The 15,128-nt window shown below is 72.3% G+C and carries 12 protein-coding genes; 4 read left to right on the top strand and 8 right to left on the bottom strand.

The genetic code is table 11. From position 1 onward, the window contains the following. Window positions 1–112: 112 nt before the first annotated feature. Window positions 113–1,660, top strand: a complete 1,548-nt coding sequence (locus tag BLV72_RS20600; RefSeq protein WP_093463992.1) for a CehA/McbA family metallohydrolase — start codon at window positions 113–115, stop codon at window positions 1,658–1,660. A 160-nt stretch (window positions 1,661–1,820) separates the two neighbouring features. Here BLV72_RS20600 and BLV72_RS20595 read toward each other — a convergent pair whose 3' ends face one another. After that, the gene (locus tag BLV72_RS20595; RefSeq protein ID WP_093463990.1) at window positions 1,821–2,717 is read right to left on the bottom strand and encodes an SDR family oxidoreductase; all 897 of its coding nucleotides are present in this window, start codon (window positions 2,715–2,717) and stop codon (window positions 1,821–1,823) included. Window positions 2,718–2,864: 147 nt separating this feature from the next. Then, the gene (locus tag BLV72_RS20590) at window positions 2,865–3,524 is read right to left on the bottom strand and encodes an O-methyltransferase (protein ID WP_093463989.1); all 660 of its coding nucleotides are present in this window, start codon (window positions 3,522–3,524) and stop codon (window positions 2,865–2,867) included. A gap of 87 nt (window positions 3,525–3,611) precedes the next feature. Between BLV72_RS20590 and BLV72_RS20585 the strand changes: the two genes are divergently transcribed. Continuing rightward, window positions 3,612–4,262, top strand: a complete 651-nt coding sequence (locus BLV72_RS20585; RefSeq protein ID WP_093463987.1) for a TetR/AcrR family transcriptional regulator — start codon at window positions 3,612–3,614, stop codon at window positions 4,260–4,262. Between the two features lie 60 nt (window positions 4,263–4,322). Here the strand turns inward: BLV72_RS20585 and BLV72_RS20580 are convergent, their stop codons facing one another. From BLV72_RS20580 to BLV72_RS20560, 5 genes are all read right to left on the bottom strand, one after another. Then, complete coding sequence (locus BLV72_RS20580; protein ID WP_093463986.1) at window positions 4,323–5,066, bottom strand: SDR family oxidoreductase; 744 nt, start codon at window positions 5,064–5,066, stop codon at window positions 4,323–4,325. A 4-nt stretch (window positions 5,067–5,070) separates the two neighbouring features. Continuing rightward, window positions 5,071–6,813, bottom strand: a complete 1,743-nt coding sequence (locus BLV72_RS20575; RefSeq protein ID WP_093463984.1) for an N-acyl-D-amino-acid deacylase family protein — start codon at window positions 6,811–6,813, stop codon at window positions 5,071–5,073. Between the two features lie 26 nt (window positions 6,814–6,839). Further along, window positions 6,840–7,967: an LLM class flavin-dependent oxidoreductase gene (locus BLV72_RS20570; protein ID WP_093463983.1), complete on the bottom strand. Its 1,128-nt coding sequence runs from the start codon at window positions 7,965–7,967 to the stop codon at window positions 6,840–6,842. 113 nt (window positions 7,968–8,080) lie between these two features. After that, window positions 8,081–8,863, bottom strand: coding sequence for an SDR family NAD(P)-dependent oxidoreductase (locus BLV72_RS20565; protein ID WP_093463982.1), 783 nt, complete (start codon window positions 8,861–8,863; stop codon window positions 8,081–8,083). A gap of 10 nt (window positions 8,864–8,873) precedes the next feature. Then, the gene (locus BLV72_RS20560; RefSeq protein WP_093463980.1) at window positions 8,874–9,821 is read right to left on the bottom strand and encodes an LLM class F420-dependent oxidoreductase; all 948 of its coding nucleotides are present in this window, start codon (window positions 9,819–9,821) and stop codon (window positions 8,874–8,876) included. A gap of 212 nt (window positions 9,822–10,033) precedes the next feature. On the opposite strand from BLV72_RS20560, the gene BLV72_RS20555 reads away from it, so the two are divergent. Further along, window positions 10,034–11,080 (top strand): AraC family transcriptional regulator, encoded by a 1,047-nt coding sequence (locus BLV72_RS20555; protein WP_093463979.1) that lies wholly within the window; start codon window positions 10,034–10,036, stop codon window positions 11,078–11,080. Between the two features lie 193 nt (window positions 11,081–11,273). Here BLV72_RS20555 and BLV72_RS20550 read toward each other — a convergent pair whose 3' ends face one another. After that, the gene (locus BLV72_RS20550; RefSeq protein WP_093463977.1) at window positions 11,274–12,500 is read right to left on the bottom strand and encodes an amidohydrolase family protein; all 1,227 of its coding nucleotides are present in this window, start codon (window positions 12,498–12,500) and stop codon (window positions 11,274–11,276) included. Window positions 12,501–12,657: 157 nt separating this feature from the next. On the opposite strand from BLV72_RS20550, the gene BLV72_RS20545 reads away from it, so the two are divergent. Next, complete coding sequence (locus BLV72_RS20545; RefSeq protein ID WP_093463976.1) at window positions 12,658–15,120, top strand: ATP-binding protein; 2,463 nt, start codon at window positions 12,658–12,660, stop codon at window positions 15,118–15,120. Window positions 15,121–15,128 lie beyond the last annotated feature (8 nt).

Genomic DNA, 15,128 nt, shown 5'->3' with positions numbered 1-15,128 from the left:
TACGTTCCCTCGTCGCCATGGAGTTATCCACAGGGCTTTCCGCGCGTGTCACCCACGCGTACAACGGTGTCACGCGGGTGTCGGACGGCACTCTCGACTCTGGGGGTCTCTCATGCAGCGACGCGATGTACTCAGGCTCTCCGCGCTTGCGGGCGCGGCGGGTGTGCTGACACTCGATCCCATGACCTTCACCCAGGCGGAAGCGGCCGGCCCGGCCGACGACCCTGAGCAGACGAAGACCCTCAGCGGCCATCTGCCCACCGGCGCGCCGGACTTCGTCCATGTGCCCGTCGAGGTGCCGCGCGGGGTGCGCGAGATCGCCGTGTCGTACACCTACGACAAGCCGACCGTCCCGGCCGGCACGCAGGGAAACGCCTGCGATATCGGCATCTTCGACGAGCGCGGCACGGAGCTGGGCGGGCGCGGCTTCCGCGGCTGGTCCGGCGGGGCCCGTACGGAGTTCGCCATCAGCGCCGAGGAGGCGACGCCCGGCTATCTGGCCGGGCCGGTGAAGGCGGGCACCTGGCATGTGGTGCTGGGGCCGTACACGGTCGCCCCCCAGGGCCTGGACTACACGGTCACCGTTACGCTGCGGCACGGCGCGCCCGGCACCCCCCGCACGCAGGGGGCACCTCCCGGACGGAGTCTGGGGGCCTATCCGCCGCAGCGGGCGAAGGGCCGGGGCCGCGCCTGGTACCGGGGCGACTCCCATCTGCACACCGTGCACTCCGACGGCAAGCGCACCCCGGCCGAGCTGGTCGCCGCCGCCCGTGCCGCGGGGCTGGACTTCATCACCACCACCGAGCACAACACCACCTCGGCGCATGCCGCGTTCGAGGGTCTGTGGGGCGATGACCTGCTGATCCTCACCGGTGAGGAGATCACCACGCGCAACGGCCATGTGGTCGCCCTCGGCACCGACCCGGGCACCTTCATCGACTGGCGCTACCGCGCCCGGGACAACCGCTTCGGCCAGTTCGCCCGCAAGGTCCGGCAGGCCGGCGGCCTGGTGATCCCGGCCCATCCGCACGGCACCTGTGTCGGCTGCAACTGGAAGTTCGGCTTCAACGAGGCCGACGCGGTCGAGGTGTGGAACGCGGACTTCACCCCGGACGACGAGGTCACGATCTCCGAGTGGGACAACACCCTGGTCGCCGCCTCCCGGGGCGAGGGCCGCTGGCTGCCCGCCGTCGGCCACAGCGACGCCCACCGCGAGCCCCAGGTCGTGGGCCTGCCGCAGACGGTGGTGCTCGCCGACGACCTGTCCCGCACCGCCCTCCAGGAGGGCATCCGGGCCGGCCGGAGCTGGATCGCCGAGTCCTCGAAGATCGACCTCACCTTCGAGGCGGTCGGCGGGCGCGGTAGGCACGCCGGTATCGGCGAGCGCCTGAAGGTCGGCGGCGCGGAGGTGGTGACGGTCCGGCTGAAGGTCTCCGGCGTGGGCCCGGGCTGCTCGGTGCGGTTCATCACCGACCAGGGCCAGCTCTACGGGACGGCGGTCCCCGACTCCGGGACGCTCACGGCCGAATGGCGTACGACGGCGTCCTACGCGGCGTATGTGCGCGCCGAGGTGCGCCACGCCCCCGCGGACGGCGGGGCGTCGGGGATACCGGGCCCGATGGCGGCGATGACGAACCCGATCTGGCTCGGCGAGCACTGACACTGCTTCCGCGAGCACTGACGGCTGCGGCGAACACTGACACTGCTTCCGCGAGCACTGACGGCTGCGGCGAGCAGTGACGGCTTCGGCGGGCGCCGGCGGCTTCCCGGCCGCCGGAGCCGTTCGGGCACCGGCGGCCGCACCGTCCGCCGCCGCTCGGTCAGCGGTAGTAGCAGCCGCTGTCGAGATCCTCGGCGAGGGTGCGGCCGCCGGGTGCCCAGCCGAGCAGCGCGCGGGTGGCGTCACTGCTCGCGGCCATGTCCGCTCCGAAGAACTTGTGCAGCCAGCCGAAGTGCTCACCGGCGCCGTCGGCCGGGACGGAGACGACGGGCAGGCCCAGTCCGCGCCCGATGGCCCCGGCGATGTCGCGGGCCGGGATGCCGGTCTCGGCCGTGGCGTGCAGGATGGTGCCGGCCGGGGCCCGCTTGTCGAGGGCGAGTTGCACGATGCGCCCGGCGTCGCCGCGGTGGATCGCTGCCCAGCGGTTGCTCCCGTCCTCGATATGGGCCGAGACGCCCTTGGCGCGAGCCGTCGCCACCAGCCCGGCGACGAATCCCCGGTCACCATCGCCGTGCACGGTGGGAGCGAAGCGCACCACGACCGTGTTGACGCCCTGCTCCACGAACTGCAGCGCGAGGTTCTCGCCGCCGGCGCGCATCGAATCGATGCCGTGGAACGGGGAGCGGTCCTCCTCCGTGGCCACGCGGCCGGGGGCGAGGGAGGCCAGGCCGGCGGCGAGAAGGAACGGCCGGTGAGAGCCCGCGAGGGCCTCGCCGATGGTCTGGACGGCGCCCCGCTCGGCCCGGTTGTTCACCGCCGGGTTGGCGAAGTCGTGCTTGTTGGCGAGGTGGACGACGGCATCGGCGGCGTCGGCGCCCGCGCGGATGCCGTCGAGGTCGTCGAGGTCACCGCGGAGCACCCGGGCGCCCTTGGCCTCGAGCGCGGCGGCGGAGGCGTCCGAGCGGGCGAGGCCGGTGACCTCGTGCCCGGCGTCGAGCATGTGGTCGACCACGGCCGAGCCGATCCACCCGGTCGCTCCGGTGATGAATACCTGCATGTCACTGCTCTTTCGGAGAGGTCCGCGACGGCGTGCCGCGGACGGATCGTGCCGGCGGCCCGAGCGGGCCGCCGGCGGTCTTCGGGGTCGGCCGGTCTTCGGGGTCGGCCGGTGATCTCCCACCGGCCGACGGGCCGGTCCCCCGGCTCAGAGGCGGCAGCTGATCTCCATGCCGTCCTCGATGGGGAAGGAGACGTTCTGGTAGCCGTTCGCCGGGTCGCGTACGTAGTCGAGATACGGCCGCAGCGGGCCCTCGAGCTGGTCGATGTCGTCGGCCACGACGAGGGTGCCGGGCCGCAGACGCGGTTCGAGCATCCGCAGCACGGGCAGGCACAGGTCCTTCCAGCCATCGAGCAGCAGCAGGTCCACGGAGCCATCGAGGTCGGCGAGGGTCTCCCGGGCATCCCCCTCCAGCACGGTGATCACGTCGTCCAGCCCGGTCTCGGCGAAGGTGCGGCGGGCCGCGGCGATCTTCTCCTTGCTCATCTCCGTGGTGATGACGCGCCCGGTGCCGTTGTCCCGCATGGCGGCGGCCAGATGGAGCGTGGAGATCCCGAAGGACATGCCGAACTCGACCACCGTGGCCGGGCGGATGGCGCGGACCAGGTTGTAGAGCAGCTTCCCGCCCTCGGCGGAGATCGGCATGTAGATCCCGGCGGCGGCGTCGGCGAGCTCCTGCGGGGCCAACGATTCCAGTGCGCCGGGGGGCAGCTGCGCTTGGGCGGTCTCGTCCTGCTCGGCCAGCTCGAACATCCGGCTGAGGGCGGTCTCGACCCGGGGGTCGGCAAGCGTGTGAGTGACTGTCATGAGCTGTAGAGTAGACGCGACGTTGCGTCTTGTCTAGAAGAAACAGAGCCGGGGAGGGTGGTTATCCTGAGATCTCGGGGAGGCGAGATGGCACGCGCGACACAGACCGCCGGGACGAGCGGCACCGGCCGACCGGCACCACGCCACCACGGCAATCGGCACGGGCGCAGCGAGCAGGCCCGGCTGGCGGTGCTGAACGCGGCGGACGATCTGCTGGCCGAGAAGGGTTTCGCGGGCGTCACCATGGAGGGGATCGCCACCCGGGCCGGGGTCGCCAAGCAGACGATCTACCGCTGGTGGAGCACCAAGACCGACGTCCTCATGGACGCCTTCCTCCAGGATGTGGCCGAGGATCTGCCCGTGCGCGACCGCGGTGATCTCGCCCTGGATCTGCGCAGCTATCTGGGCGACCTGGCCGGGTTCCTCAGCGCCTCCGACGCCGGCGCGGTCTTCAAGGCCCTGGTCGCCCAGGCGCAGCACGATCCGGCGTTCGGCCGGGACTTCCGGTCCCGGTACCTCGACGACCAGCGCCGCCGCGACCGCCTCCCACTCGAACGGGCCATGGCGCGCGGGGAGTTGCCGCCCGGTCTGGACCTGACGGCCGAGACCGACCAGCTCACGGGCCCCCTCTACTACCGGGTACTGGTGACCGACGAGCCGGTGGGCCAGGAGTTCACCGACCGGCTCGTGGACGCCTTCCTCCACCGCCACGGCCTGACTCCACCGGCGAACGGCTGACCCCCGGTCCACGCCCAGGAAGGGGCTGACCCCCGCTCCGGGAACGGGGCCCCTGCCCCGTCAGCCCAGGGGCCGCGCCGCGCGGACCCGGCGGCCGCCGTCCACCACCAGGTCCGCGCCGGTGATCCAGGACGCCTCGTCCGAGACCAGCCAGCGGACCGCGCGCGCCACGTCCTCCGGTTCGCCGATCCGGGCCAGCGGGAGCGCCGCGGCGAGCTCGCGTTCGCCGGGCTCCCAGACGAAGCGGGCCATCTCGGTGCGGACCAGGCCCGGGGAGACGGCGTTGACGCGGACCGACGGGGCCAGTTCGGCGGCGAGCTGGCGGGTGAGGCGGAGGAGGGCGGTCTTGGCCGTGCCGTAGGCGCCGACACCCGGGCCGACGCCGTGGGTGCCCTCGGTGCAGATGTTGACGACCGCGCCGCCGTGGTCGCCCATCCAGGACCGCCAGGCCGCCTGGGTCAGCCGCAGCGGGGCCTCCACATTGACCGTGAAGGCCCTGCGCCAGGCGAGCGGGTCCACCGTCATCAGCGGGCCCAGCGGGGCGTTGGTCGCGGCGTTGTTGACCAGGATGTCGAGGCGGCCGAACTCCTCCAGGGTGCGGGCCACCGCCGCCTCCGGGTGCGCCGGGTCCGCCACGTCCCCGGGGCAGGCGACGGCGCGCGGGCCGAGGCGGCGTACGGCCTCGGCCAGTTCCTTCGGGTCCCGCGCCGTGAGGCACACCGCCGCACCGTCCGCCATCAGCGCCTTCGCCACCGCCAGGCCGATACCGCGTGAGGCGCCCGTGATCAGGGCCGCGCGTGCCATCGGCTCAGCCCCTCGTGCTCACCGTCTCCGTGTCCCGGCCCGACCGCAGCACCCGTCCCGGCACCGCGCCGGTGATCTCGTCGTCCCGGATGGTCTCCGTACCGCCCACCCGGACGCTCACGATCCCCATCGCCCGCGAGTCCAGCCGGGGGCTGTCGCCCGGCAGGTCGTGCACCAGCCGCGCCTGACCCGCGTCGATCCGCTCGGGGTCGAAGAGGACCAGGTCGGCGTGGTAGCCCTCGGCGATCCGGCCGCGCTCGCGCAGCCCGAGCAGCCGCGCCGGATCGTCCGTCAGCATCCGCACCGCCCGCTCCAGGCCGACCAGCTTCCGGCCGCGCAGACAGTCCCCGATGAACCGGGTGGTGTACGGGGCGCCGCACATCCGGTCCAGATGGGCCCCCGCGTCCGAGCCGCCCAGCATGACGTCCTCGTGCTCCCAAGTGCGCCGGCGCAGCTCCCAGCTCGCCGGGTCGTTGTCGGTCGGCATGGGCCACAGCACCGTGCGCATCTCGTCGGCGGCGCAGATCTCCACCAGGGCGGCGAAGTCCTCCTGGCCGCGCTCGGCGGCGATGTCGCGGACGACCCGGCCGGTCAGCCCGGCGTTGGCCGCGCTGTAGGTGTCGCCGATGACATACCGCCCGAAGTGGGTGAGCCGGCGGAAGACCCCGGCCTCGGGGCTGCTCGCGCGGCGCAGCATCTCCGCCCGTACGTCCGGGTCGCGGAGCTTCGCGATCCGCTCCGGGATCGGCAGCCCCAGGATGTCGCCCCAGCCCGGGATGAGGTTCAGCGCGCAGAAGGTGCCGAGCGACATGTTCATGGGGGTGAGGATCGGCATGGTGAGGGCGACGATCCTGCCGCCCGCCTTACGGGCCCGTTCACCGGCCTGGAGCTGGCGCGGCACCCGCTCGGGGACGGCCGCGTCGATGGTCAGCACGTTCCAGTTGAGCGGGCGGCCGGCGGCCGCGCTCATCTCCACCAGCAGATCGATCTCCTCGTCGGCGAACTGGTCGAGACAGCCCGCCACGATCGCCTCGATCTGCGTGCCCTCGTGTTCGCCGACGGCCCGGGAGAGCGCCAGGAGCTCCTCGGGTTTGGCGTGGCGGGAGGCGACCGGCTGTCCGTCCCCGTCCGAGTGGGTCGAGGACTGGGTGGTGGACAGCCCCCACGCCCCCGCGTCCATCGCCTCGTGGAAGAGCCGCAGCATCTCCTCCAGCTGCGCGGGCGTGGGCTGTCCGCCGATCGCGTCCTCGCCCATCACATGGCGGCGCAGCGCGCAGTGCCCCACCATGAAGCCCGCGTTGACGGCGATCCGGCCCTCCAGCGCGTCCAGGTACTCGCCGAAGCCGTGCCAGTTCCAGGGCGCGCCCTGCTCCAGCGCCACCAGCGACATGCCCTCGACCCGGCTCATCATCCGCCGGGTGTAGTCGGCGTCGCCGGGCCGGTCGGGGTTGAGCGGGGCGAGGGTGAAACCGCAGTTGCCGCCCGCGACCGTGGTCACGCCGTGGTTCATGGAGGGCGTGGCGTACGGATCCCAGAACAGCTGGGCGTCGTAGTGGGTGTGCGGGTCGACGAACCCGGGCGCCAGGACGAGCCCGGTGGCGTCCTCGGCGGACCGCGCCGGTTCGGTGACGGTCCCGGGCTCGCCGATGGCCACGATCCGGCCGTCCCGGATGCCGACGTCGGCGACGTAGGAGGGCGCGCCGGTGCCGTCCGCCACGGTGGCGCCCTTGATCAGGTGGTCGAGCACGGGTAAATCCCTTCTCGCGTCCGCGGCTACCGGGCCTCGGCGTGGCGGAAGCGGGTCGTGCGGTGCACCGGGTCGGTGTCGATCTTCGGGATGACGTGCTCGCCGATGAGCTTGACCGTGTTCATCGTGTCCTCGTAGCCGATCCCGATCGGCAGCCCGAACGACAGCTGGTCGGCCCCGGCCTGCTCCCACCGCTTGCACTGGCGGAAGACCTCGTCCGGATCGCCGCAGATCATCAGCTCCTCGGCGATGAGGAGTTCGATGATCTCCTCGGTGTACTCCGGCAGCAGCTCGGGCCACTCCGGGATGCCGTCGGGGCGGGGGAAGGTGTCGTGGTAGCGGAAGAGCAGCGACTGCAGATAGTTGAGCCCGCCGCCGACCGCGATCTCCACGGCCTTGGCATGGGTCTCCGCGCAGATCGCGGTGGAGGTGACCATCACGTTGTCGTTGACGAAGCCGCCGACCGGCTCGGCCTCCTTGATCGCGTTCTTGTAGGAGTCGAGGACCCACTCCATGTCGGAGACCTTCTGGATGGAGAAGCCGAGCACGCCGAGGCCCTTCTTGCCGGCCATCGCGTACGACGGCGGCGACCCGGCCGCGTACCACATCGCCGGGTGGGAGCCCCCGTACGGCTTGGGCAGCACCTTGCGCGGCGGCAGCGACCAGTGCTTGCCCGCGAAGCCCTGGTACTCGTCCTGCAGCCACATCTTGGGGAACTCGGCGATCGTCTCTTCCCAGATCTCCTTGGTGGCGTTCATGTCGGTGATCCCCGGGAGGAAGCCGAGGATCTCGTGGCTGCCCGCGCCCCGGCCCGAGCCGAACTCGAACCGGCCGCCGGAGAGGTGGTCGAGCATCGCGACCTTCTCGGCCACCTTGACCGGGTGGTTGACCTGCGGCAGCGGGTTGAAGATCCCGGAGCCCAGGTGGATGCGCTCGGTGGCGTGGGCGAGGTAGCCGAGGTAGACGTCGTTCGCGGAGAGGTGGGAGTACTCCTCCAGGAAGTGGTGCTCGGAGGCCCATGCGTACTTGAAGCCGGACCGGTCGGCCTGGATGACGTACTCGGTCTCCTCGACGAGCGCGTGGTGCTCGGCCTCGGGGTCGGTTCGGCGTCGGCTTTCGGGGACGTATCCCTGCACAAAGAGTCCGAATTCCATGGAGGTTCACCGCCTCAGACGACTCGATCTGACGCATCGTCAGATTTTGATTGACTCTGGCACCGCGGACAGGGGCCGTCAAGGGCCGCAGCCGCGCCGGACCCGGAGGGGTCCTAGAAGACCGAGACGCCGGTCAGCCAGCCGCCGTCGACGACGAACGGCTGGCCCGTCACATACGACGAGTCCTCCGACGACAGGAAGAGCGCCAGCCGCGCCACCTCCTCCGGGCGGCCGATCCGGCCCAGCGGCACCAGCTTGCGGTAGAGCTCGTCGACCGCCGCCGACGCCTCCGCGGCGTCGGCGGCCGGGTCGAGCCGGGCCGGGTTGGTCATGGGGGTGTCGATCGCGCCCGGGCAGATCGCGTTGACCCGGATGCCCTTGTCCGCGAGCTCCATGGCGGCCACCCGCGTCATCCCCACCACCGCCGCCTTCGTCGCGGCGTACGAGGTGAGGAAGGGCATACCGGACAGGGCGACGTACGAGGCGGTGTTCACGATCGTCCCGCCGCCCGCCGCCGCCAGCTCCGGCGCGAGGGTCCGCATCCCCAGGAACGCCCCGACCTGGTTGACCTGGACCACCTCCAGGTACTCGGCGAGCGGGGTGCTGACCAGCTCGTTGAAGCGGAGGATCCCGGCATTGTTGACCAGGCCGTCCACCGCGCCGAAGGCGTCCTTGGCGGCCGCGACGGCGGCGTTCCAGTCGTCCTCCCGGCCCACGTCCAGATGGACGAAGCGGGCACTCTCGCCCAGCTCCTTGGCCAGCGCCTCGCCCGGCTCGTCCAGCACGTCGCAGAGGACCACCCGCGCACCCTCCGCCACGAACAGCCGCGCCTCGTGCTCACCTTGTCCGCGCGCCGCCCCGGTGATGACGACGACCCGCCCGTCCAGCTTGCCCATTCCGTTCTCCCTAGTCATCGAGGTGCGGAGCGACATCGGCGGCGAAGGCCGCCATCTGGTCGGTCAGTTCGGTGTGGTCCCGGCAGCGGAACCGCACCTGGATCTGGTCCACCCCCATCGCGGCGTAGGCGCGCAGGCTCTCGGCCAGCCGCTCCGGCGCACCGGTCAGGGTCCGGCGCCCCACGTCCCAGCCGGGCTCACCCACGTACAGCGGCTCGGTGATCGCGCCGATCTCGGCGGGCTCGTCGATCCCGGCTTCTTCCCGCAGCGCGCGCAGCCGGGCGAGCTGGCCGGGCAGCCGGTCCCGTGGATCGCCCTGCGGCAGCCAGCCGTCACCCCGGATCGCCGCCCGGCGCACCGCCGCGGGCGAGGAGCCGCCGATCCACAGCGGGGGCCGCGGCGTCTGGACCGGGCGCGGGGCCTGCCCCAGACCGCTGAACGCGAACCGCTCCCCTCGGAAGTCGGGGAACTCCTCGGGCCCCAGCGCCGCCTTCAGCGCGTCGACCGTCTCGTCCAGCAGCGCCCCGCGCCGGGCGAAGTCCACCCCGAGCGCCTCGAACTCCTCCCGCACATGCCCGGCCCCGACCCCGAGGATCAGCCGGCCGCCGGAGAGCTGGTCGAGCGTCGCGTACTGCTTGGCGGTCAGCAGCGGATGCCGCAGCGCGGCGACCGCCACATGGCTGAGCAGCCGCACCCGCTCGGTGGCCGCGGCGAGCCAGCCGAGGGTGGCCACCGGGTCGTACCAGACGGTGCCCATCGCGGCGGCCAGCCGCCGCGGGATCGCGACATGGTCACAGACCGCGAGGTAGGCGAAGCCGAGCCGGTCGGCGGCGCGGGCGACCGCGAGGAGCTCGGCCGGGCCGGCCGCCGCCTCCCACGGCTCGGCGTAAAGGGTGGACTGCGACTGGACGGGCAGTTGCATGCCGTAGCTCAACCGGCCCCGGGGCAGGACGCGCATGCCGGGCCTCCTCGTCGGTGGACCGCCATCGTCGTATCGGACGTCGGCCATAGTGATATCTGACGGCCCATCAGACAAGGGGTATGGCGGTCTCGTCCCGCATTGCGAGGCCCTGCTAGCGTACGGACGTTCGGACCTCGGGCCCATCGCCCGCCGCCCCGCTCAGGGGCCACCACGGGGGGCACAGCAAGGGGCACACAGAGGGGCACGTGATGATCGAGACGGTCTTCCGCTGCGAGGATCTGCCCAGAGCGGATCGGTTCGACTTCTGGCGTGAGCAGATGGCACAACTCATGGCGCCGATGGAGATGAGCAGCGACCACACCCGTGACTTCCGGGGAGAGGTGCGCATCCTCGACTTCGGCGCCGCCTCCGTGTGGCCCACCAAGTTCCGTGAGATGAACTTCCGGCGCACCCCCAAGCTCATCCGGCAGTCCGACCCCGAGCTGTACCACTTCTCGTTCATCCTGGAGGGAAACCTCCAGGTCTCCCAGTCCCGCCAGGAGGCCGCGCACAGCGCGCAGGGGCTCTACGTCGTCGACACCTCACGCCCCTTCGACTGCCTGGCCTTCGGCGGCCCTCCCGGAGGCGTGGGCCTGGAGATCCCCAAGGCTCTGATCCCGGTCCCGCACGACCGGATCGACCGGCTGCTCGCCCGGCCCATCCCGGCGCGCGACGGCGTCGGCGCCCTGCTGACCGGGTTCCTCGCCCGGCTGGCCGCGGACCGCGGCTCCTACGGCCCCTCCGACGGGCCGCGGCTGGGGACCGTACTGATCGACCTGGCCGCGGCGCTGCTGGCCCAGGCCGTCGAGGCCGAAGACGCCCTGCCGCCCGAGACCCACCGGCACGCCCTGGCCTTACGGGTACAGAACTTCATCCAGCGGAACCTGTCCGACCCGCGGCTGTCACCGGCCACCATCGCCGCCGCGCACCACATCTCCGTCGGCTATCTGCACCGCCTCTTCCGCGCCCACGACACCACGGTCTCCGCATGGATCCGGCAGCAGCGGCTGGACCGCGTCCGGCGCGACCTCAGCGACCCTGGCCTCCTTGCCGTTCCCATCCACGAACTCGCCGCCCGCTGGGGCTTCACCCACCCCGCCGTCTTCAGCCGCGCCTTCCGCGCCGCGTACGGCATGCCGCCCAGCGACTACCGGCACCTGGCACTGATGTCCCGCGCGCCGGGCGCAACCCCGCGGCGCCCGGTGCGCACGGACTCCCGGCCCTCCGCACCACCCACGGCCCCTGTCACTTCGTAGGGGTGGGTGACGGCGTTGGGAGGGGAAGGGCCGGTGTGCCCCACAGCCTGCCAAAGCGCCCGGGGGGATGTCATTGACCGGCAGTGACCGCTTTCTTGCTCCTGCGTGACCAAGGCGCCACGCAGGCGTGGCGGTCGGCGCCGCTCCCCCGCCCTCGGAGCGGCCCGGCCCCCGCCCCCACGAGGCCCCGGCGCTACTCCCCCGCCCCCGCCCAGAGCCCGTCCGCCGTGAGCCCCAGCAGCTCGATGGCGTTGCCGCGCACGATCCGCTCCACGACGTCCGGCGCCAGATGCCCCATCTGCGCCTCGCCGACCTCGCGCGACGTGGGCCAGGTGGAGTCGGAGTGCGGATAGTCCGTCTCGTACAGCACGTTGCCGACCCCGATCGCGTCGAGGTTGCGCAGCCCGAAGGCGTCGTCGAAGAAGCATCCGTACACATGCTCCGCGAACAGTTCGGACGGCGGCCGCAGCACCTTGTCGGCCACTCCGCCCCAGCCCCGGTTCTCCTCCCACACCACATCGGCGCGCTCGAGGATGTAGGGGATCCAGCCGATCTGGCCCTCCGCGTACATCACCTTGAGGTTCGGGAAGCGCTCGAACTTCCCGCTCATCAGCCAGTCGACCATCGAGAAGCAGCAGTTGGCGAAGGTGATCGTGGAGCCGACCGCGGGGGGCGCGTCCGCGGAGGTCGAGGGCATCCGGGAGGAGGAGCCGATGTGCATCGCGATGACCGTGCCGGTCTCGTCGCACGCGGCGAGAAAGGGGTCCCAGTCGTCGGTGTGGATCGACGGCAGCCCCAGGTTCGGCGGGATCTCCGAGAAGCAGACGGCCCGCACCCCGCGCGCCGCGTTCCGCCGCACCTCGGCGGCGGCCAGCTCGGCGTCCCACAGCGGGACGATGATCAGCGGGATCAGCCGGCCCCGGGCCTCGGGGCCGCACCACTCCTCCACCATCCAGTCGTTGTACGCCCGGACCCCGAGCAGCCCCAGCTCACGGTCGGCGGCCTCGGTGAAGGTCTGCCCGCAGAAGCGGGGGAAGGTCGGGAAGCAGAGCGCCGACTGGACGTGGTTGACGTCCATGTCCGCGAGCCGGTCCGGCACCGAGAAGGAGCCGGGCCGCATCTGCTCATAGGTGATGGCCTCGAGCCTGACCTCGTCCCGGTCGTATCCGACGGCGGTGTCCAGCCGGGTCAGCGGCCGGTGCAGCTCCTCGTACACCCACCAGTCCGCGAGCGGCCCGTCGTCCCCGGGCGCGCCCATCTTCGGGGCGAACCGGCCGCCGATGAAGGTCATCTCCTTCAGCGGCGCCCGGACGATGCGCGGCCCGGTGTCGCGGTACTTCGACGGGAGGCGGTCCCGCCAGACGTGAGGGGGCTCAACCGTGTGGTCGTCCACCGAGATTATCTTCGGGAAGCTCTCCATGACTGCACGGTAGCGCCGATCTGACGGATCGTCAGCTCACTGGACGCCTCCCGCGAGGATCGGGGGATGCCACGGACACGTCGCACTCTTTACTGACGTACGGCCCACGGGCACGGCAGACTGGCCGTACAGCGAGGAAGCGTGTGCGGGGGGCACCATGGTCGGCGACGAGCGCCTGGGGCGGCGGACAGGTTCCACCGGATCCGTACCGGACCGGTCGTGGCGCGGTGACGAGGCGAACCTCACCCTCGGTGAGGACCCTGACCCCGCCCTCGACCGGACGCGGATCGAGCTGGAGTGGGAGAGCGGCTACCGCGCCGATGTCGTCCCCGGGCTCCGGCCGCACGCCGCCCCACAGCCCGCCGCCGCGTTCTCCCGGCCCACCGCCGTGGGCCGCCCGCAACGCCCCCTGGCCGCCGTCACCACCGCCGTTCGCCCCGCGCAACTGCCGGCGGCGGTGGCCGACTTCACCGGCCGCGAGGGCCTCGTACGGGAGCTGAACGACCGGCTGACGCCCGCCTCCGACCGGCCGGCCGCCATCGCCATCGCCGGTATCGGAGGTATCGGCAAGACCGCTCTGGCCGTCCACTTCGCGCACACCGCCCGCCACCACTTCCCCGACGGCCAGCTCTACATCGACCTCGGCGGTGCGGGCTCCTCCCCCGCCGACCCCGAAACCGTGCTCGGCGCCTTCCTGCGCTCGCTCGGCACCCCCGACGCCGCCATCCCCGACGGCACCGAGGAGCGCGCCGCGCTCTACCGCGCCACTCTCGAGGGCCGCCGGGTCCTCATCCTGCTGGACAACGCACGCGACGCGGCCCAGGTCCGGCCGCTGCTCCCGGGCGAGGGCGCACCGGAGTGCGTGGCGCTGATCACCAGCCGCGCCCATATGGCCGACCTGGACCGCGCCCACCTGGTCGACCTGGACGCGATGAGCCCGACCGAGGCGTTCGCCCTCTTCGCGCTGATCGTGGGCGAGGAGCGGGCGATGGTCGAGCGCGCGGCGGTCATGGAGGTGGTGGCGTCCTGCTCCTACCTCCCGCTCGCCATCCGCATCGCGGCCTGTCGGCTCGCCTCCCGCCGCACCTGGACCGTCTCCGTTCTCGCCCGCAAACTCGCCGACGAGCGCCGGCGGCTGGACGAGCTGCGCGCCGGGGATCTGGCGGTCAAGGCGACCTTCGGGCTCGGCTACGGACAGCTCGACCCGGCCCAGGCCCGCGCCTTCCGGCTGCTCGGCCTGGTCGGCGGCCCGGACATCTCCCTGCCGGCCGCGGGCGCGGTGCTCGGCCTCGACGTCGAGGAGACCGCCCGGCTCCTCACCTCCCTCGTGGACATCTCGCTGCTGGAGTCCGCCGTACCGGGGCGCTACCGCTTCCATGACCTCGTACGGCTCTACGCGCGGTCCTGCGCCGAGCGGGAGTCCCAGGCGGCGGCGGAGCGCGAGGAGGCGCTGTCGCGGCTGCTGGACTTCTACCTCGCCACGGCGGCGCGGGTGTACGCCATGGAGCGGCCCGGGGACCGTATGGTCGAGCACCTGGAGCCCACCGGCCATCCCGGGCTGTGCTTCGAGACCTCGAAGGCCGCCCTGGACTGGCTCTTCGCGGAGGGCGACTGCCTGCTCGACTGCGTGCCCCGGTGCACCGGGGAGACCACCCGCCGCCGCGCCGGGGATCTGCTGCTGGGCGCGCTGGACCTCGCCGAGTCCGGGGCCCGGCCGCGGCAGTACGAAACGGTGGCGCGGGCGACCGGCGACGCGGCCCACGCGGCCGGGGACTCCCGTACCGAGGCCCGCGCCCGCTCGGCGCTGGGGCATCTGTACAGCTTCACGGGCCGCTACGCCCAGGCCGAGCGCGAGCTTCGCCTCGCCCTGGAGCTGGACGGCGAGGATCCGGTGATCGCCAGCCGCGCCACCAATCAGCTCGGCATCGTCACCAACGGCCTGGGGCGGTACGACGACGCGGAGCGGTTCCTCGGCCAGGCCCTCGAGGCGTTCCGCGCCGATGCCAACGAGGCCGGTGAGGCGAGCGCCCTGGCCAACCTCTCCCGGCTCCATGTGAGCCGGGGCCGCACCCGGAGCGGGGTGGAACTGGCCGAACAGGGGCTCGCCATCTACCGCAGGCTCGGCGCCCCCTTACGGCTCGCCAACGGGATGTACACCCTCGGCATCGCGCTGACGCGTGCCCACCGTCTGGAAGAGGCGGCCGTTCACCTCACCGAGGCGCTCGACCTGTTCCGCGAAGCCCGTCAGCCGCTGTGGGAAGGGATGGCACATTTCCGGCTGGCCGAAATGCATCTGGCAGCACATCGCCCCACCAAGGCGGTGGCGCATGCCGAACAGTCCCTCGCCCTGGGCGGTCTCGGCGGCGAGTGGCGGCGCTTCTCCTTTCTCACCGTTTTGTCGAAGGCCCTGATGGCGGCCGGGCAGCGCAGCCGGGCCCAGGAGTACTGGAGCCAGGCGCAGGCCCTTCGCGAACAGCTGGGCTCACCCGAGCCCGAGGAGGTGCGCCAGCTGCTGGCGACCTCGGCACCGGACCTTCCGGCGGCCACGGATCCGAATCCCGGCCATCGGGACGCCTTCGGAGTCGGCCCCCCGGTGTCCGAAAGCGGGCCCTGGAACTGACGATCCGT

The organism is Streptomyces melanosporofaciens (assembly GCF_900105695.1).
Classification (GTDB): Bacteria; Actinomycetota; Actinomycetes; order Streptomycetales; family Streptomycetaceae; genus Streptomyces; species Streptomyces antimycoticus.
Note: the sequence above shows the minus strand (reverse complement) of the source record. Positions and strands in the feature narration are given on the sequence as shown.